This window comes from Yeosuana marina (assembly GCF_011762485.1).
GTDB classification, from domain to species: domain Bacteria; phylum Bacteroidota; class Bacteroidia; order Flavobacteriales; family Flavobacteriaceae; genus Yeosuana; species Yeosuana marina.
On sequence record NZ_JAAKGI010000025.1, the window covers coordinates 162852 to 182792 of the forward strand.

Genomic DNA, 19941 nt, shown 5'->3' on the forward strand with positions numbered 1-19941 from the left:
ACTCACAGTGACCCAAAAGACACTTTTTAGACAGCCTCTTTTATTTGATAACAAAGTCAAAAAAAGTATCAGGAAACGGTTCTCCTCGTAGGGTAAAATGCCACCATTCTTTTGAATAATTTCTAAACCCATGCTTTAACATAACGTTTTGTAACAACTGCCTGTTGTTTTTTTGTGTTTCTGTGATTCCTTCATAATTTACCCAAGATTGGTGAGCAAAAAAATCATACGGACTTCCCATATCCAGTGGTTCTCCTGTATTTCCATCTATAATCGTTAAATCAAGTGTACTTCCTTTGCTATGTCCTGAATGCGATGCAATGTATCCGTCTTTAAACAAATCTTTTTTATGTACGTTGGGATAAAAAATATGTTTGTTAATCGTATCATGTAAATCTCTTGCCCAAACAATAAAATGATTTACGGCACGCTGAGGGCGATACCCATCGTATACTTTTAAGCATAAGTTTTGTTGTTCTAATTCGTCTTGAACCTTTTTTAAAGCCAAAGCTGCTGCTTGTGTTAAAATTAGTTTATTAGCGGTATACCCATTAACAACCTTACCTACAAAATTATAGTCCGTACTATAGCGTAATTCAACATGTATATCTGGAATAAGTGAATCAACATACACAAATCCTTTTGGTAATTGTGAAAAACCAACAAACCAAATCAAACAACATAATACAGAAAATTTTAATTTCATATCTAATTCAATTTATGCTAATTTAGAGAAATAAATTTTTAATTACACTCCAAAATATGTTTAAAAACCCCATTTGTTTAAACATGAAAGATGCTCATGTAGATTATTTTGAGCATTTCTTTGATCAAGATCTTTCTAATCACTATTTCAAAAAACTTTTAAAAACTATTGAGTGGCAACAAGACGATATTACTGTTTTTGGAAAGAAGTATTTACAACCCAGATTAACAGCCCTCTATGCAGATAATAACGCCCCTTATACATATTCTAATATTACCATGCATCCAAAAGCATTCACTAAAGAGTTATTAGAAATTAAACATCGTATTGAACGAGAAACAGGAACCATTTTTACAAGTTGTTTAGCTAATTTATATAGAAATGGACAAGATAGTAATGGTTGGCATGCCGATAATGAAAAAGAATTAGGCAAATATCCAACAATAGCTTCCGTAACATTTGGTGCTGAACGAGTATTTCACTTTAAACATAAACACGATAAACATCAAAAAGCAAAATTAATATTAAAACACGGAAGCCTTTTGGTGATGAAAGGTGATACACAAAACAATTGGTTACATAAATTGCCAAAAACTAAAAAAGTTGTGGGTGAACGTATTAATTTAACCTTTAGAATTATTGCATAAAAAAACCGAGATCCCTCAATCTCGGTCTTTTCTTAATTTGCTTTTTATATTACGAAGATAGATTTAGGGTCTCTAATTCCAACTCATAATGCAAATATTAATTAATTAATCCATTGAACTAAAAAGTATGTTATTTAGTACACTTCAAAAGTAACAATATATTCCAATTTTGACGACAAAAAGTATATTTTTTCGATGAAGTGTTATTTTTTTTAACATTTAGAATAAATAACGTCCTTATGTCTATAAGGAATCATTATAATTTTTAAGACTATAACCCGAAATTTTAAGCATAAAAAAACCGAGATCCCTCAATCTCGGTCTTTTCTCAATTTGCTTTTTATATTACGAAGATAGATTTAGGGTCTCTAATTCCAACTCATAATGCAAATATTAATTAATTAATCCATTGAACTAAAAAGTATGTTATTTAGTACACTTCAAAAATAAAATTATATTTCAAATTCAACGATTAAAAGTACATATTTTCGATGAAAAACATATTTTTTTAACATTTGTAAGTTATTTATCTATTTTTTAGTAAACATCATTGGCTCAAAATCATTTTTTATTCTAACATTTAAATCTATTTTCTTCAATTTTAATATATTTTTACATTTTTAAATACTAATTCCCTTAGTCATTCAGTTTATTAAAAAGTAATTTTTATAAGTCAATAAAATGAAAACAAAAATAGTAGTCCTTTTACTTTTCTTCACTTTTAAAATATTTTCACAAGACACCAACTTTACAGCTCAAGACATTTCAGTAAACAGCTTAATTGACGGTACCCTTTTGACACCAAATAATGTAGAAAATCCAAATTTGGTAATTATTATAGGAGGGTCGGGTCCTACCGACAGAAATGGAAATCAAAATTTTTTAAAAAATAATTCATTAAAAAAGCTTGCCGAAGATATCTCAGAGAATGGAATAGCGACTTATAGATATGACAAACGAGTTGTTAAACAGATTAAACAGGGTGCTATAGATAAAAACATTCTATTTGATGATTTTGTAACCGATGCTATTTCTGTTATAGACTATTTTAAAAACACCGGAAAATTCAATAAAATATATGTTCTTGGCCATAGTCAGGGAAGCTTAGTAGGCATGCTAGCTGCAGAAAATAAAGCTGATGGATTTATATCAATTGCCGGAGCGGGTCAGCCTATTGATCAGATAGTCATTGAACAAATTGCAAAAACATATCCGGTTTTCACTGATGATGCAAAACGAATATTTGAAAGTTTAAGAAATGGACAAAAGACTGCCAAATATCCCCCAGAATTGGCAGCTATTTTCAACATAGAAATCCAGTCATTCATGATGAATTGGATGCAATACAATCCGCAAGAAGAAATTAAAAAACTACAAATACCTATTTTATTAATCAATGGCACAAGCGATTTACAAGTTGAAGCTAAAGAAGCTACGCTTTTAAAAGAAGCTGCCCCAAAGGCAACTTTAAAAATAATAGATAAAATGAATCATATATTAGTTCCTATAACGGATAATGATAATTTAGAAAACTCAAAATCATACAACGAGCCCAACAGACAATTATCGCCAGAACTAATTGAAGCTATTACAGAATTTGTAAAATAAACATCATAAAAAAAGCATCCTCGAAAGGATACTTTTTTAACTAACCAACCAAAAATATAATTACAAGTCTTAAGTTTAAAGTAACCACTCAATAAACTTTTTTTGTAACAAGTAATCGTTATTAAAAATGCAATGACTGTGCCAAATATTTAATTCACTGGAATATTAACAATACTTTAAATATTTTGGTATTTTTAACCAAAATAAAAATTTCATGGGTAATTCTCCACTTTTCACAGATGACACAGTTGTATTCGGTTTATTAATGCTCGCGCTAGGGTTCATTTTTTATACAGAATCAAGAACAACTGGGTTTTGGCCTAAATTCTACAAAATAGTTCCTGGATTATTTGTAGCCTATATGCTTCCTTCGTTGTTTACAACTGTTGGATTAATAGCTCCTACATGGAAAACAGTTAACGATGCTGGTGAGACCATAAAGCATAGTACAAATCTATATTATGTAGCCAGTAGATATTTATTGCCTGCCGCTTTAGTTTTAATGACGATAAGTATTGATTTAAAGGCTGTCTTTAATTTAGGTTGGAAAGCTTTAATTATGTTTTTTACAGGTACTATTGGTATCATAATTGGTGGTCCTATTGCTATTCTACTAATCTCTATGATTTCTCCAGAAACCGTTGGTGGGGTTGGTCCTGATGCTGTTTGGAGAGGCTTATCTACACTTGCAGGAAGTTGGATTGGTGGAGGAGCCAACCAAACTGCTATGCTAGAAATTTATGGCTATAATCAAAAATTATATGGCGGTATGGTGTTTGTTGATATTGTCGTGGCTAATATTTGGATGGCTGTTTTATTAATAGGTATTGGAAAATCTAATCGTATCGATAAATGGCTAAATGCCGATAATTCTGCCATTGAAGCTCTAAAAGAAAAAGTATCTACTTTCAGTAACAAAGTAAAACGTAATCCAACTTTAACCGATTTGATGATTATGACTGCTATTGCTTTTGGCACGGTGAGTTTTTCACATTACTTTGCAGGCTTCTTAGCGCCCTTTTTTGAGAGGTTGGTTGGTGAAATTGAATCTGCAACTGCCAGAAATATATTTACTTTTTTAGGCTCTGAATTCTTTTGGATGATTAGTCTTTCAACACTAATTGCCATCTTATTATCTTTTACTAAAGCCAAAAACTATGAAGGTGCAGGTGCCAGTAAATATGGAAGTGTTTTTATTTATATTCTTGTTGCTTCCATAGGAATGAAAATGGATTTAACTCAAATTTTTGATAATGCAGGATTAATTTTTATTGGTATTGTTTGGATGACTATACACGCAGGTTTATTAGTTTTGGTCGCCAAACTCATAAAAGCTCCCTATTTCTTTTTAGCAGTTGGTAGTCAAGCTAATGTTGGTGGTGCTGCTTCAGCACCTATTGTTGCAGCTGCTTTTCACCCGTCATTAGCTACTGTGGGAGTTCTATTAGCGGTTTGTGGGTACGCTATTGGAACAGTAGGTGCTATTTTATGTACAATTTTAATGGAACTTGCTGCCGTGAGCTAATTTTAAATATTGTATTCTCTTAATTTTTTTTAAATCTATATTTATATGATATTTGCGATTTAAAAATAATCTTTAAATGAAAAAAATATCCGTTTTATTAGTATTGGTTTTAATGTTCTCATGTGGAAAGGAACAACATGATTTAACAGTTAAAGCAAGCATTAAAGGATTAAAAAAAGGAACTGTATATCTTAAAAAAGTAAAAGATACTGCGTTAGTCACTGTTGATTCGATTGTGGTTAATGGAAATTCTGAATTTGAACTTCATAGTGATTTAGAGTCTCCAGAAGTCTTCTTTTTATATTTAGATAAAAACAGTAAAGAAAATGATCGGATTTCGTTTTTTGCAGATAAGGGAATAACTGAAATCAACACAACTTTAAAAAACTTTGTGTTTGATGCAAAAATAAACGGATCAGCTCAACAAAAAACTTGGGATGAGTATAAACTTATGATGTCTCGTTTTAATGAAAGAAATCTTGATTTGATTAAAGAAAATTTTGAAGCTCAAAAAAATGGTGACACTTCTAAAATTAAAAGTACTCAAAAAGAATCGGATAATATTTTAAAACGTAAATATTTATATACCGTAAATTTTGCGCTAAATCATAAAGATAGCGAAGTGGCGCCTTATCTGGCTCTTACCGAAATTTATAACGCTCAAGTTAAATATTTAGATACAATCAGTAACTCTTTAACACCAAAGGTTAAAGACTCTAAATATGGTAAAGAGTTGCAATCATTCATTAAGACTATAAAAAATACAGAACAGCCTTAAACAACATTATTCTCTTATATATACTTACCTAAGGTTATAGTCGTTATATTGTAAAAATGCCCATTAAAATTGGATTTATTATAACGTCTATTGTTTTATACATATATGGTATTAAATAAACTATTAAAAAACAAGTGGTTTAAATACGCAATCAAAGGCTTATTAGCTTTAATCGTTTTAAATATATTGTTTATATCAAGTATTTATTTGGGTTTATGGGGAAAAGTACCTTCTAAAGATCAACTCAAAGATCTTAAGCAAAGTCAGGCTTCACAGGTTTTAGATGTCAATAATAATCTCATTGGTAAATACTATATTTATGATAGACAATCCATTCCTTTTACTGATTTCCCTCAACATCTCATTGATGCATTAATCTCTACTGAAGATGCTCGTTTTTATGAACATAACGGTATTGATATTAAGAGTCTATTTCGTGTTTTTTTCAAAACTATTTTAACAGGAGACAAATCTTCTGGAGGTGGAAGTACTATTACCCTGCAATTGGCTAAAAATTTGTTCGGTAGAAAAGATTTTGGACCATTTAGTATTGTTGTAAATAAAATAAAAGAAGCTATTGTTGCCTCCAGACTTGAAGATATTTATTCAAAAGAAGACATTCTTACATTCTACCTAAACACAGTGCCGTTTCCTGATAACACATATGGTATTGAAAGCGCATCATTAAAATTCTTCAATGTTCACACAAAACAGCTAAACATCTCTCAATCCGCAACTCTAATAGGATCATTAAAAGCAAATAACAGTTATAATCCAAGATTATTCCCAAAAAAATCGCGAGCCAGACGAGATGTTGTTATCAAACAAATGGAAAAATATGGGTATTTAACTCCAGAGAAAGCGACAAAAAGTATAGCTAACAAACTTGTGTTAGATTATCAATATTATGCGCCTAATGAAGGTTTAGCCTCCTATTTTAGAGCAGAAATAAAAAAACAGTTAGATAGCTTACTACAACAAGACAAGTTTAAAAAACCAAACGGTGAAACGTATAATATTTTTCAAGATGGTCTTAAAATTTACACAACATTAGACAATACCATGCAACGCTATGCTGAGCAAGCTATGCGTGACCATATGACCAAATTACAGGCCATTTATGAAAAAGCCTATGGAAAAAATGCACCCTGGCTTAAAAGCAAATCCGCCTTTATAGCCTCTAAAAGACGTTTAAAAAAATACAAAACCTTAAAATCATTAAACCTAACGGAAAAAGATATTGAAGATTCTTTAAAAATACCCCAAGAAAAAGAATTATTCTCATGGGATGGAACTGTAATAAAATCTATTTCAACTTTAGATAGTTTAGAATACTATATGAAATTTTTAAATTCTGGACTAATATCTTTAGATCCCAAATCGGGTGCTATAAGGGCTTATGTTGGCGGTATAGACTATCATTTTTTTCAATATGACCATGTATCACAAAGCAAACGTCAAGTAGGTTCAACCTTTAAACCAATTGTTTATACAGCTGCCCTAGAAAGTGGCATGAAGCCTTGTACCTATTTTTCAGCAAAAGCAATTACTTATACCGATTACGATGATTGGACCCCAATAAACGCCTCAGAAACCGAGGATGATGATTTGAATTATTCTTTAGAGAAGGCATTGAGTAACTCTATAAATACCATAGCTGTAAAAGTGTTACATGAAACCGGCATTGATAATGTTATAGCACAAGCGAAAGCTATGGGTATAACTAGTCACATAGAAGAAGTTCCTTCAATAGCCCTAGGCACTTCAAACCTAAGCTTAATAGAGCTAGCTAAAGCCTACACGTCTTTTGTTAATGATAGCAGACCCTCCACTCCTGTTTTCATCACTAAAATTGAAGATAAAGAAGGTCATGTAATTGCGTCATACAATGATATAAACCCCCAACAACCAGCGGAAAAAGCTTTTAGTGATTACACAAGACAGGTTATGTTAGAGTTTTTAAAGGCAACTGTTAATGATGGCACGGCACAGCGATTAAGAAGTTCTTACGGTTTTAAAAATGATATTGCGGGAAAAACAGGCACTACTCAAGATAATAAGGATGGATGGTTTGTTGGAATTATGCCCAATTTATTAACGATAACTTGGGTAGGAAACGATAATCAGCAAATTGGATTTAGTAATACATCTATTGGTCAAGGGGCTAATTCTGCCTTACCTATTTTCGCAAACTACTTAAAAGAATTAAACAAAGACCCCAAATACAACGCCATTACCAAAGCTACATTTGAGAAACCTTCAACAGACGTTATAGATGATTTAGATTGTGAGTTAACAAAGAAAGATGGATTTTTTAAACGTCTTTTTAGCACCGATTCAAATAAAAAAACTTTTAAAAAGAAAAAGAAAAAAGGCTTTTTCTCGTGGCTTAAAGGAGATAAAGATTGATGTTTTTAAAGTTAAACTAAACTCTTAAGTCACTAACAGATTACCAAACTATAATAAAATAAAAAAGTTCAGTAAAATACTGAACTTTTTAAAGAGCCGATAGAGGGACTCGAACCCACGACCTGCTGATTACAAATCAGCTGCTCTAGCCAGCTGAGCTACATCGGCGTTTAACGGATGCAAATATAATCGCAAAAATTAAATTTGCAACTAGTCCGTTAAAAAATTTATCCTAATTTATTAATTTTTTCAATAAGCGCTCTTCCCTTATCTTCAAGTTCAGAACTAATCGCTTTAAAGTGTGCTTTTTTGTTTTCAGCAGTTTTATCATTTATCTTAGCTATTAACCCATCAAATGTTTCAATAGCTTCATCTATAATTGCTTCACTTTTTTTGGTGTCTTTATCGGTGTTTGAGTATTCCCAAACATAAACTGCTTCTATAATATCGCCTAAAACATAATTAATGTCTTTTTTTAGGTCTCGAACATTTGCCATATTTAATAATTTTATTTCGTGCAAAATTACGCATTAACTTGCAATAGTGTATTAATTTTATCAGGAATTTGAATGCTTAAAATTAATTATTGCCCAGAATAAGTTACGAAGTTTCTTGGTGTCTCATAAAGTACGACTTCTAAATCAAATTTAGGATCTAATTTTGCTTTAATCTTATCGTAAATAACAACTACAATGTTTTCTGCTGTGGGATTAAGATCTTTAAATTCAGGCACATCAATGTTTAAGTTTTTATGATCGAGGGCATCTTCTACTTCTGTCTTTATAATATCCTTTAAAATTTTTACATCAATAACATATCCTGTTTCTGGATCAATTTCACCAGTAACACTGGCTATTAATTCATAATTATGACCATGAAAACTGGGATTATTACACAAACCAAAAACAGCATCATTCTTTTCAAAACTCCAGTCTTTTCTATACAATCTATGGGCTGCATTAAAATGGGCCCTTCTGCTAACTGTTACTCTCATTGTCTAGAATATTTATATGTTGGTAGAACTTCTCAAAAATAATTTTAAACCATTCGGTATATAACTGTGGGTTTTTAACCATATCAATCTTTACATCTTCTAACGACATCCATTTCCAATCGGCAACTTCATCAGGATTTATTTCTGGTGTTCCATTATATTTTCCTATTACAATATGGTCGTATTCATGTTCTGTTAAACCATTATCAAACGGTGCCTTATAAATAAACGAAATAGATTCTTGTAAGTCTACAACAAATCCCATTTCTTCTTGCAACCGACGCATTCCTGCCTGAATATTACTTTCGCCTTCGCGTTGGTGGCTACAACAAGTGTTGGTCCATAATCCAGGTGAATGGTATTTATCTAGAGCGCGTTGCTGGAGCATTAATTGATTTTTGTCGTTAAAAATAAATACTGAAAATGCTCGATGCAAAAGCGCCTTTTCATGAGCTTCCATTTTGGGCATCAGTCCAATTTGCTCATCGCTTTCGTTAACTAAAATGACGTTTTCTTCTTTCATAACGAGACAAAAATACCAAGTAAAATGTTAAAATCAGCAATCTTATGATAAATTTAAAAAGCATGGTTATCAATTATTCTTATTGATACTAATAATAGTATCTTTGCAACCCATTTGCAATAAATATTATGAGTTTTATTAAAGAAATAAATAGACGACGAACTTTTGGAATTATATCACATCCAGATGCCGGAAAAACCACATTAACCGAAAAGTTACTGCTCTTTGGTGGTGCCATTCAAGAAGCTGGTGCTGTAAAAAGTAACAAGATCAAAAAAGGGGCTACAAGTGACTTCATGGAAATTGAACGCCAAAGAGGCATTTCAGTAGCTACGTCTGTTTTGGCTTTTGAATATGACGGTATTAAAATTAATATTCTTGATACCCCTGGACATAAAGATTTTGCTGAAGATACCTTTAGAACCCTTACTGCCGTAGATAGCGTTATTGTAGTTATTGATGTTGCAAAAGGGGTTGAGGAACAGACCGAAAAATTGGTTGAAGTTTGCCGTATGCGAAACATTCCTATGATTGTGTTTATTAATAAAATGGATCGAGAGGGTAAAGATGCATTTGATTTACTGGATGAAGTTGAACAAAAATTAGGACTAAAAGTTACACCTTTAAGTTTCCCAATTGGCATGGGATATGATTTTAAAGGTATTTATAATATCTGGGAGAAAAATGTTAACCTTTTTAGTGGTGATAGCAGAAAAGATATTGAAGAAACCATAGAAATTTCGGATTTATCATCTCCTGAATTAGACACCTTGGTTGGTAACAAAGCGGCTAATACCTTAAGAGAAGAAATAGAACTCGTGGAAGGTATTTATCCAAATTTTGATAAAGAAGAATATTTAAACGGCCATCAACAACCTGTGTTCTTTGGGTCTGCATTAAATAATTTTGGTGTTAGAGAGCTGTTAGATTGTTTTATTGAGATTGCTCCCAAACCAAGACCCAAACAAAGTGAAGAACGCTTAGTACAACCTGACGAAGATAAATTTACCGGTTTTGTATTTAAAATACATGCCAATATGGATCCTAATCACAGAAACCGTTTAGCATTTGTTAAAATTGTATCGGGTGAATTTAAGCGTAATGCACCCTATTTACATGTAAGACATAATAAAAAAGTAAAATTTTCTAGTCCGAATGCATTTTTTGCCGAAAAGAAAGAAATTGTGGATATATCATATCCTGGTGATATTGTTGGGTTGCAAGATACTGGGACTTTTAAAATAGGTGACACACTAACAGAAGGAGAAGTCTTAAATTATAAAGGTGTTCCTAGTTTCTCTCCAGAACATTTTAGGTATATTAATAATGCCGACCCTTTAAAATCTAAACAACTTTTTAAAGGCATTGATCAATTAATGGATGAAGGAGTTGCCCAGTTATTTACATTAGAATTAAACGGTAGAAAAGTAATTGGAACCGTTGGAGCTTTACAATATGAAGTGATTCAATATAGACTTGAACACGAGTATGGCGCAAAATGTACTTATGAAAATTTGAACGTTTACAAAGCTTGTTGGGTAGACCCTAAAAACTCAAAGAGCGATGAGTATAAAGAATTTATTAGAGTTAAACAACGCTTTTTGGCTAAAGACAAACAAAACCAATTAGTGTTTTTGGCAGATTCCTCGTTTTCATTGCAGATGACTCAACAAAAATATCCTAGTATTAAATTCCATTTTACCTCTGAATTCTAACGCATAAACGAAAATATTTTTATAATATTCAACTATTCTTAATATTTACATGTCAAAAATATGTATTTAGTATTTTAATAGATTTATTTTAAGATATCAATAATTAGAGACCCCTAATTTGAACACCTATGGATATGTATACTAATGAATTCAGTAATGATGAAATTACGGTAACTTATGAACCAAGCGTTTGTATTCATGCCGAAAAATGCGCCAAACAATTGTCTAACGTTTTTAGAACATCTATTATACCTTGGATAAATTTGGATAATGCAGAAACTAACTCGATTATAAATCAGATTAAAAAATGTCCGTCTGGGGCATTAAAATATCACAAAAACGAAAATAAAAAAGCTAGCTAAGTGTTTTTTTTAAAAGTGTTTTTAAATAAATAAGCCCTTTGAAATATTTCAAAGGGCTTATTTTATTTTATGCTTGACCTGTTGGTCCAAAATTTAAAGGTATCGGAGGTTGTTCGTAATCTTTAATCTCTCCGTGTGATTTTTCAAATCTAGCAACATTCTCGCCTAACGCTTTAAGTAAACGCTTTGCATGTTGAGGAGTTAATATAATTCTAGACTTTACTTTACTTTTTGGTATGCCTGGCATAATACTAACAAAGTCTACAACAAACTCTGAAACAGAATGATTAATAATAGCTAAATTAGAATAAATTCCTTCTGCTATACTTTCATCCAATTCAATATTAATTTGTCCTGGTTTCGGTTCTTTCTTTTCGTCTGCCATAATAAAATGCTTTATAAAAAAAGATTCCCACTTGCGCGGGAATCAATTTTTTAATTATAATTTACTTCTTTTCTAGCTTGCATCATCTCATCAAACTCTTCTTTAGAACCTACAATAATGTTATCATATTTTCGCATACCTGTTCCTGCTGGAATTCTATGCCCTACAATTACATTTTCTTTTAGTCCTTCTAAATCATCAACTTTTCCTGCAACTGCTGCTTCATTAAGAACCTTAGTTGTTTCTTGGAAAGAGGCTGCTGAAATAAATGATTTTGTTTGAAGTGATGCTCTAGTAATACCTTGTAATATTGGTGTTGCTGTTGCTGGTTGTGCATCTCTAGCGACTACAAGATTTTTATCTTCTCTTCTTAAGATTGAATTTTCATCTCTTAGTTGACGAGGTGAAATGATTTGACCTGCTTTAAGATTCGTAGAATCACCTGCATCTTCAATCACTTTCATTCCAAAGATTTCATCATTTTCTATAATAAAATCATCTTTATGAGCTAATTGATCTTCTAAGAAGATAGTATCACCCGAATCAATAATACGCACTTTTCGCATCATTTGTCTTACAACCACTTCAAAATGCTTATCATTAATTTTCACACCTTGTAAACGATAAACTTCTTGAACTTCATTCACTAAATATTGTTGAACTGCTGACGGCCCTTTAATATTTAAAATATCATTAGGCGTAATAGAACCATCTGAAAGAGGCATACCCGCTTTAACATAGTCGTTTTCTTGAACAAGAATCTGACTAGATAATTTAACTAAGTATTTTTTAACTTCTCCTAACTTAGATTCTACAACAATTTCTCGGTTACCTCTTTTGATTTTTCCAAAAGAAACTACCCCATCAATTTCACTTACAACTGCTGGATTAGAAGGATTACGTGCTTCAAATAATTCTGTTACACGTGGTAAACCTCCTGTAATATCACCAGATTTAGCTGATTTACGTGGAATTTTAACTAACACTTTACCTACTTTAATTTTCTCACCATCATCAATCATTAAGTGGGCTCCTACAGGTAAGTTGTATGAACGTAATACGTTTCCTTTTCCATCTTCAACATGAAGTGTCGGTATTAAACGTTTATTTCTAGATTCTGAAATTACTTTTTCTTGGAAACCTGTTTGCTCATCAATTTCAACTTGATAAGTAATACCTTGTTCAAGATTTTCATAGGCAATTTTTCCAGCAAATTCTGAAATAATAACACCATTATATGGATCCCAGGAACAAACAACATCACCTTTACTTAATTCATCTCCATTTTTAACATACAGTGTTGAACCGTAAGGAATGTTATTATTACTTAACGTAATTCCTGTTTTCTTATCAGTAAGTTTTAATTCAGATGTACGCGATATAACTATATCTACTAAATTACCTTCACTATCTTCACTTTTTACAGTTTTAAGATCTTCAATTTCAGCAATACCACTAAATTTAGTAGTTAATTTATTTTCTTCTGAAATGTTTCCTGCAATACCACCAACGTGGAATGTACGAAGTGTTAACTGAGTACCAGGTTCTCCAATAGATTGCGCGGCAACAACACCTACAGCTTCTCCACGTTGAACCATTTTACCAGTTGCTAAATTACGACCATAACATTTAGCACAAATACCTTTTGTTGCTTCACATGTTAATGCTGATCGTACCTCGACACTTTCTACTGAAGACTCTCCAATAGCTTTTGCTATATCGTCTTCAATTAATTGTCCAGAAGCCACTAATAATTCCTCTGTAATAGGATTATAAACATCATTTAATGCTACACGTCCTACAATTCTTTCTTCAAGTGTTTCTACAATTTCATCGTTTTTCTTTAAAGCTTCTACTTCAACACCTCTTAGCGTTCCACAGTCTTCTGAATTAACAATAACATCTTGAGAAACATCAACTAAACGACGTGTTAAATACCCTGCATCGGCAGTTTTAAGAGCCGTATCTGCAAGTCCTTTACGAGCACCGTGTGTTGATATAAAATATTCTAAAATTGAAAGTCCTTCTTTAAAGTTAGAAAGAATTGGATTTTCAATAATCTCTCCACCACCTGCATTTGATTTTTTAGGTTTAGCCATCAAGCCACGCATTCCTGTTAACTGACGAATCTGTTCTTTAGATCCACGAGCTCCAGAGTCAAGCATCATAAACACAGAGTTAAACCCTTGTTGGTCTTCACGTATACGTTTCATAGACAACTCTGTTAACGCTGCATTTGTCGATGTCCAAATATCAATAACTTGATTATAACGCTCATTGTTTGTTATAAGTCCCATGTTATAGTTACCTGTAATTCCATCTACTTGTTTGTTTGCTGCAGCAATCATATCTGGCTTTTCTGGTGGAATAATAATATCACCTAAACTAAATGATAATCCACCTTGGAATGCAAACTTAAATCCTAATGTTCTAATAGCATCTAAGAATTCAGCCGTTTCAGGAACAGACGTATACTTAAGAATACTACCAATAATATCTCTTAAAGACTTTTTGGTTAGTACTTCATTAATATATCCTGCTGCTTGTGGCACATGTTGGTTAAATAACACACGACCAACGGTAGTATCTATAATTGTTGGTGCTAATTTACCATCAGCATTAATATCTATAGTTCTAACTTTAATAGACGCATTTAAATCTACTCGTTTTTCATTGAAAGCAATTTCAACTTCCTCCGGTCCGTAGAATGTTAAGCCTTCACCTTTAACAGGAGCTTCTGGTGTCGATTTACGTAACTTGGTCATATAATATAAACCAAGTACCATATCTTGAGAAGGTACTGTTACTGGAGATCCATTTGCTGGATTTAAGATATTGTGAGATGCCAACATTAATAGTTGACATTCTAAAATAGCCTCTGGTCCTAATGGTAAATGAACTGCCATTTGGTCACCATCAAAATCCGCGTTAAACGCAGTACAAACTAATGGGTGTAATTGAATCGCTTTTCCCTCAATTAATTTTGGTTGAAATGCTTGAATACCCAATCTGTGTAATGTAGGAGCACGGTTTAGCAATACTGGATGTCCTTTAAGAACATTTTCCAAGATATCCCAAACAACTGGCTCTCTTTTATCTATAATTTTCTTAGCAGATTTTACTGTTTTTACAATACCTCTTTCAATTAATTTTCTAATTACAAAAGGCTTGTAAAGCTCAGCTGCCATATTTTTTGGCAATCCACATTCAAATAATTTTAATTCTGGTCCAACAACAATTACCGAACGAGCTGAATAATCAACACGTTTACCTAGTAAGTTTTGACGGAAACGACCTTGTTTTCCTTTTAAGGAATCAGATAATGACTTAAGTGGTCTGTTTGAATCTGTTTTAACAGCAGACGATTTACGTGTGTTATCAAATAACGAATCAACAGACTCTTGAAGCATACGTTTTTCATTACGTAAAATTACCTCAGGAGCTTTAATTTCAACTAATCTTTTAAGACGGTTATTACGAATAATAACACGACGGTATAAATCATTTAAATCTGATGTTGCAAAACGACCACCATCTAACGGAACTAACGGACGTAATTCTGGCGGAATAATTGGAATCACTTTCATAATCATCCATTCCGGACGATTTTCTCTATTTCCATTGGACTCACGAAGTGACTCAACAACTTGTAAACGTTTTAACGCTTCTGTTTTACGTTGTTTAGATGTTTCTGTATTGGCTTTATGTCTTAATTCATAAGACAACGCCTCTAAATCAATTCTAGATAATAACTCAATTAAACATTCAGCACCCATTTTAGCAAGAAACTTGTTTGGATCTGTATCTTCTAGATATTGATTGTCTTGTGGAAGTGATTCAAGAATAGTTAAGTATTCTTCTTCTGTTAAAAAGTCCATTTGTTGTAATGGCTCTCCATCTATATTTTTAGCATTACCTGGTTGAATTACTACATAGCGTTCGTAGTAAATTATCATATCTAATTTCTTAGATGGTAAACCTAATAAATACCCTATTTTATTTGGTAAAGAACGGAAATACCAAATGTGAGCAACAGGAACAACCAAGTTGATATGACCAACACGGTCACGACGTACTTTTTTCTCTGTTACTTCAACGCCACAACGGTCACATACAATACCTTTGTAACGAATACGCTTATATTTTCCACAAGCACATTCGTAGTCTTTTACAGGACCAAAAATACGCTCACAGAACAAACCATCTCGTTCTGGTTTGTGAGTTCGATAATTGATAGTTTCTGGTTTTAACACCTCACCTCTTGACTCTGCTAAAATAGACTCAGGTGATGCTAAACCAATTGAGATTTTGTTAAACCTCTGTACTGTATTCTTATCTTGTTTTCTTGCCATAATATATGGTGATATCGAATTATTTGTAAACTTTTAGCACATCACTTTTTTAAAGTGATGTGCAGTATATTATTCCTCTAATCTTATGTCTAATCCAAGACCTTTCAATTCATGCATAAGTACATTGAAAGATTCTGGTAGTCCTGGATCTGGCATTGGCTCACCTTTTACGATTGCTTCGTAAGTCTTAGCTCTACCAATTACATCATCAGATTTTACAGTTAAGATTTCTCTTAGAGTACTAGATGCTCCATATGCTTCTAATGCCCAAACTTCCATCTCTCCAAAACGCTGACCTCCAAATTGTGCTTTACCACCTAATGGTTGTTGCGTAATTAAAGAGTATGGTCCTATAGAACGCGCGTGCATTTTATCGTCAACCATATGTCCTAATTTCAACATATAAATAACACCAACCGTTGCTGGTTGATCAAAACGGTCACCGGTACCTCCATCATACAGATACGTGTGTCCAAATCTTGGAACACCAGCTTCATCTGTCAATTCGTTTATTTGATCTAAAGTTGCTCCATCGAAAATAGGTGTTGCAAATGTGCGCCCTAATTTTTGACCAGCCCAACCAAGAACTGTTTCATAAATCTGACCAATATTCATACGAGACGGTACACCAAGTGGATTCAATACGATATCAACAGGCGTTCCATCTTCTAGGAAAGGCATATCTTCTTGACGAACAATACGTGCCACAATACCTTTATTACCGTGACGACCTGCCATTTTATCACCTACTTTAAGTTTACGCTTTTTAGCGATATAAACTTTAGCTAGCTTAATGATACCTGCTGGTAACTCATCACCTACAGAAATGGTAAACTTCTCACGTCTTAAAGACCCTTGCAAGTCATTTTCTTTGATTTTGTAATTATGAATTAAATCAGCCACTAATTGATTTGTATGGTCATCGGTTGTCCATTTACCAGACACTAAATGCGCATAATCATCAACGGCATTTAACATTTTAAGTGTGAATTTTTTACCTTTTGGCAATACTTCTTCACCTAAATCATTAAAAATACCTTGAGCTGTTTTACCGTTTACGATATTGAATAATTTTTCGATTAAAACAGTCTTTAAATCCTCAAATTTAGCATCATAAACAGCTTCAAGTTGAGCAATATCGTCTTTATCTTGAGCTCTTTTACGTTTATCTTTTACTGCTCGAGCAAATAGTTTCTTTTCGATAACAACACCATTTAATGAAGGTGATGCTTTTAAAGAAGCATCTTTAACATCGCCAGCTTTGTCACCGAAAATAGCACGTAATAATTTTTCCTCAGGAGTAGGATCACTTTCTCCTTTAGGTGTAATCTTACCTATTAGAATATCGCCAGGTTTAACCTCTGCTCCAACACGAATCATTCCATTTTCATCCAAATCTTTAGTAGCCTCTTCTGAAACGTTTGGAATATCATTGGTTAATTCTTCGTTACCAAGTTTGGTATCTCTAACTTCTAAAGAATACTCATCAATATGAATAGATGTAAAAATATCCTCACGAACAACTTTTTCAGAAATTACAATCGCATCCTCAAAGTTATATCCTTTCCAAGGCATGAATGCAACTTTCATATTTCTACCTAAAGCTAATTCTCCTTTTTGAGTCGCATAACCTTCACACAACACTTGACCTTTAGTTACTTTATCACCTTTAACAACAATTGGTTTAAGGTTAATACTTGTACCTTGGTTTGTTTTTCTGAATTTTACAAGAGGATATGTTTTAATATCACTATCAAAACTTACTTTAGCTTCATCTTCAGTACGATCGTACTTAATAACAATTTCTGTAGCATCTACATATTGTACAACGCCTTCTCCTTCTGCATTGATTAATACACGAGAGTCTGAAGCGACTTGACGCTCAAGACCAGTCCCTACAATTGGTGCTTGTGGCAACAATAATGGTACTGCTTGACGCATCATGTTCGATCCCATCAATGCACGGTTAGCATCATCATGCTCCAAGAATGGAATTAACGATGCTGATATTGATGATATCTGATTTGGTGCAACATCTGTATAGTTAAGACCAATTGGATCCATTACAGGGAAATCACCCTCCATACGGGCAATAACCTTATCATGCAATATTTTTCCATCGGCATCAACTTTTACGGTTGCTTGAGCAATCAGTTTGCCTTCTTCTTCTTCAGCACTTAAATAAACTGGCGGATTTTTAATATCAACCACACCATTTTCAACAGGACGATATGGTGTTTCAATGAATCCCATTGAGTTCACTTTTGCGAATACAGACAATGAAGAAATCAAACCAATATTTGGTCCCTCAGGAGTTTCAATTGGACATAAACGACCGTAATGTGTATAGTGAACATCACGAACCTCAAATCCAGCTCTTTCACGAGATAAACCTCCAGGTCCTAATGCCGATAAACGACGCTTGTGTGTAATTTCAGCTAATGGATTTGTTTGATCCATAAACTGAGATAACTGGTTAGTACCAAAGAATGAATTAATTACAGACGATAATGTCTTTGCATTAATTAAATCTATAGGCGTAAACACTTCGTTATCACGAACGTTCATACGCTCACGAATAGTACGTGCCATTCGAGCAAGACCAACTCCAAATTGTGATGATAATTGTTCACCTACAGTACGCACACGACGGTTTGATAAGTGGTCAATATCATCAATCTCAGCTTTAGAATTAATAAGCTCAATTAAATATTTAATGATAGTTATGATATCTTCTTTGGTAAGCACTTGCTTATCCATACCAATATCAAGACCTAATTTTTTATTCATTCTATAACGTCCAACTTCACCTAAAGAATAACGTTGGTCACTAAAGAACAATTTATCAATAATGCCACGAGCTGTTTCCTCATCTGGCGGCTCAGCATTACGTAATTGTCTATATATATGTTCAACAGCCTCTTTTTCAGAGTTTGTTGGATCTTTTTGTAGGGTATTATGAATAATAGCATAATCACCTTGTTGTGCACTTTCTTTATGTAGAAGAATTGTTTGAACTTCTGCTTCAATAATTTCTTCTATATTGTCTTTATCAAGAACAGTATCACGATCTAATACTATTTCGTTACGCTCAATAGATACAACTTCTCCTGTATCTTCATCAACAAAATCTTCATGCCAAGTATTTAGAACACGTGCAGCAAGCTTACGTCCTAAGACCTTCTTTAATCCAGATTTTGATACTTTAACTTCTTCAGCAAGATCAAAAATCTCTAAAATATCTTTATCACGTTCAAAACCTATGGCTCTAAACAATGTAGTAACTGGTAATTTCTTCTTTCTATCAATATAGGCATACATTACCTGATTGATATCAGTAGCAAATTCTATCCAAGATCCTTTGAAAGGGATAACTCTTGCAGAATATAATTTGGTTCCGTTAGCATGGAAAGATTGTCCAAAAAACACACCTGGTGAACGGTGTAATTGCGATACAACAACACGCTCTGCACCATTAATTACAAAGGTTCCACTAGGAGTCATGTAAGGAATTGTACCTAAATAAACATCTTGTACAATAGTTTCAAAATCCTCGTGTTCTGGATCTGTACAGTATAATTTTAATCTTGCCTTTAGCGGAACGCTATATGTTAGACCTCTTTCAATACACTCATCAATAGCATATCGCGGTGGATCTACAAAATAATCTAAAAATTCTAAAACAAATTGATTACGTGAATCTGTAATCGGGAAGTTTTCCATAAAGGTATTATACAGACCTTCATTTCCTCTTTCTTCAGATTTTGTTTCTAATTGGAAAAAATCCTGGAAGGATTTAATCTGAATATCCAGAAAATCTGGGTATTCTGTTCTATTTACAATAGACGAGAAATTTAATCTTTCAGCTTGTGTTGATAACATCAATGGACGGAATTATGATTAAAAAAAATATTTATAGCGTATCTAATGATTATAT

At 32.9% G+C, this 19941-nt stretch carries 14 protein-coding genes and 1 tRNA gene; 7 read left to right on the top strand and 8 right to left on the bottom strand.

The features are described 5' to 3' along the window. Positions 1–40: 40 nt before the first annotated feature. On the bottom strand, positions 41–706 hold the full coding sequence (locus G5V56_RS13045) for a M15 family metallopeptidase (protein WP_166965708.1): 666 nt from the start codon (positions 704–706) through the stop codon (positions 41–43). An 83-nt stretch (positions 707–789) separates the two neighbouring features. Between G5V56_RS13045 and G5V56_RS13050 the strand changes: the two genes are divergently transcribed. From G5V56_RS13050 to G5V56_RS13070, 5 genes are all read left to right on the top strand, one after another. After that, complete coding sequence (locus G5V56_RS13050) at positions 790–1353, top strand: alpha-ketoglutarate-dependent dioxygenase AlkB family protein (protein ID WP_240911313.1); 564 nt, start codon at positions 790–792, stop codon at positions 1351–1353. Between the two features lie 681 nt (positions 1354–2034). Beyond that, positions 2035–2961 (top strand): alpha/beta hydrolase, encoded by a 927-nt coding sequence (locus tag G5V56_RS13055; protein WP_166965712.1) that lies wholly within the window; start codon positions 2035–2037, stop codon positions 2959–2961. A gap of 214 nt (positions 2962–3175) precedes the next feature. Beyond that, the gene (locus G5V56_RS13060) at positions 3176–4486 is read left to right on the top strand and encodes a DUF819 family protein (RefSeq protein WP_166965714.1); all 1311 of its coding nucleotides are present in this window, start codon (positions 3176–3178) and stop codon (positions 4484–4486) included. A 76-nt stretch (positions 4487–4562) separates the two neighbouring features. Continuing rightward, positions 4563–5264 carry a DUF4369 domain-containing protein gene (locus G5V56_RS13065; RefSeq protein WP_166965716.1) on the top strand — a complete coding sequence of 234 codons (702 nt, stop codon included), beginning with the start codon at positions 4563–4565 and terminating at the stop codon, positions 5262–5264. A 105-nt stretch (positions 5265–5369) separates the two neighbouring features. Beyond that, entirely contained in the window at positions 5370–7673 is a 2304-nt protein-coding gene (locus G5V56_RS13070; RefSeq protein WP_166965718.1) for a transglycosylase domain-containing protein, read from the top strand. A 94-nt stretch (positions 7674–7767) separates the two neighbouring features. Here G5V56_RS13070 and G5V56_RS13075 read toward each other — a convergent pair. From G5V56_RS13075 to idi, 4 genes are all read right to left on the bottom strand, one after another. After that, a tRNA-Thr gene (locus tag G5V56_RS13075) sits at positions 7768–7841 on the bottom strand. A 59-nt stretch (positions 7842–7900) separates the two neighbouring features. Further along, the gene (locus tag G5V56_RS13080; protein WP_166965720.1) at positions 7901–8170 is read right to left on the bottom strand and encodes a hypothetical protein; all 270 of its coding nucleotides are present in this window, start codon (positions 8168–8170) and stop codon (positions 7901–7903) included. Positions 8171–8256: 86 nt separating this feature from the next. Further along, positions 8257–8667, bottom strand: coding sequence for a 6-pyruvoyl trahydropterin synthase family protein (locus tag G5V56_RS13085; protein ID WP_166965721.1), 411 nt, complete (start codon positions 8665–8667; stop codon positions 8257–8259). Then, positions 8651–9190, bottom strand: coding sequence for an isopentenyl-diphosphate Delta-isomerase (idi, locus tag G5V56_RS13090; protein WP_166965723.1), 540 nt, complete (start codon positions 9188–9190; stop codon positions 8651–8653). The genes G5V56_RS13085 and idi overlap by 17 nt, the downstream gene beginning before the upstream one ends. 128 nt (positions 9191–9318) lie before the next feature. Here idi and G5V56_RS13095 point away from each other — a divergent pair, with 128 nt between their 5' ends. Both G5V56_RS13095 and G5V56_RS13100 read left to right on the top strand, forming a co-directional pair. Then, positions 9319–10905: a peptide chain release factor 3 gene (locus G5V56_RS13095; protein WP_166965725.1), complete on the top strand. Its 1587-nt coding sequence runs from the start codon at positions 9319–9321 to the stop codon at positions 10903–10905. A gap of 128 nt (positions 10906–11033) precedes the next feature. Continuing rightward, complete coding sequence (locus G5V56_RS13100) at positions 11034–11267, top strand: (4Fe-4S)-binding protein (RefSeq protein WP_240911314.1); 234 nt, start codon at positions 11034–11036, stop codon at positions 11265–11267. A 67-nt stretch (positions 11268–11334) separates the two neighbouring features. On the opposite strand, the gene G5V56_RS13105 is transcribed toward G5V56_RS13100, so the two are convergent. The 3 genes from G5V56_RS13105 to rpoB all read right to left on the bottom strand — a co-directional run bounded on the left by G5V56_RS13105 (position 11335) and on the right by rpoB (position 19886). After that, positions 11335–11652: a DUF3467 domain-containing protein gene (locus tag G5V56_RS13105; RefSeq protein WP_166965727.1), complete on the bottom strand. Its 318-nt coding sequence runs from the start codon at positions 11650–11652 to the stop codon at positions 11335–11337. A 50-nt stretch (positions 11653–11702) separates the two neighbouring features. Beyond that, positions 11703–16004, bottom strand: a complete 4302-nt coding sequence (rpoC, locus tag G5V56_RS13110) for a DNA-directed RNA polymerase subunit beta' (protein WP_166965729.1) — start codon at positions 16002–16004, stop codon at positions 11703–11705. Positions 16005–16073: 69 nt separating this feature from the next. Further along, the gene (rpoB, locus tag G5V56_RS13115; RefSeq protein ID WP_166965731.1) at positions 16074–19886 is read right to left on the bottom strand and encodes a DNA-directed RNA polymerase subunit beta; all 3813 of its coding nucleotides are present in this window, start codon (positions 19884–19886) and stop codon (positions 16074–16076) included. Positions 19887–19941 lie beyond the last annotated feature (55 nt).

What these genes read in the sequence shown, in the direction of transcription:
- G5V56_RS13100 (WP_240911314.1), top strand. Translation starts at nt 11,034, where the DNA reads ATGGATATGTATACTAATGAATTCAGTAATGATGAAATTACGGTAACT.
- G5V56_RS13045 (WP_166965708.1), bottom strand. Translation starts at nt 706, where the DNA reads ATGAAATTAAAATTTTCTGTATTATGTTGTTTGATTTGGTTTGTTGGT.
- G5V56_RS13060 (WP_166965714.1), top strand. Translation starts at nt 3,176, where the DNA reads ATGGGTAATTCTCCACTTTTCACAGATGACACAGTTGTATTCGGTTTA.
- idi (WP_166965723.1), bottom strand. Translation starts at nt 9,190, where the DNA reads ATGAAAGAAGAAAACGTCATTTTAGTTAACGAAAGCGATGAGCAAATT.
- G5V56_RS13095 (WP_166965725.1), top strand. Translation starts at nt 9,319, where the DNA reads ATGAGTTTTATTAAAGAAATAAATAGACGACGAACTTTTGGAATTATA.
- rpoB (WP_166965731.1), bottom strand. Translation starts at nt 19,886, where the DNA reads ATGTTATCAACACAAGCTGAAAGATTAAATTTCTCGTCTATTGTAAAT.
- G5V56_RS13050 (WP_240911313.1), top strand. Translation starts at nt 790, where the DNA reads ATGAAAGATGCTCATGTAGATTATTTTGAGCATTTCTTTGATCAAGAT.
- rpoC (WP_166965729.1), bottom strand. Translation starts at nt 16,004, where the DNA reads ATGGCAAGAAAACAAGATAAGAATACAGTACAGAGGTTTAACAAAATC.
- G5V56_RS13055 (WP_166965712.1), top strand. Translation starts at nt 2,035, where the DNA reads ATGAAAACAAAAATAGTAGTCCTTTTACTTTTCTTCACTTTTAAAATA.
- G5V56_RS13085 (WP_166965721.1), bottom strand. Translation starts at nt 8,667, where the DNA reads ATGAGAGTAACAGTTAGCAGAAGGGCCCATTTTAATGCAGCCCATAGA.
- G5V56_RS13105 (WP_166965727.1), bottom strand. Translation starts at nt 11,652, where the DNA reads ATGGCAGACGAAAAGAAAGAACCGAAACCAGGACAAATTAATATTGAA.
- G5V56_RS13065 (WP_166965716.1), top strand. Translation starts at nt 4,563, where the DNA reads ATGAAAAAAATATCCGTTTTATTAGTATTGGTTTTAATGTTCTCATGT.
- G5V56_RS13080 (WP_166965720.1), bottom strand. Translation starts at nt 8,170, where the DNA reads ATGGCAAATGTTCGAGACCTAAAAAAAGACATTAATTATGTTTTAGGC.
- G5V56_RS13070 (WP_166965718.1), top strand. Translation starts at nt 5,370, where the DNA reads ATGGTATTAAATAAACTATTAAAAAACAAGTGGTTTAAATACGCAATC.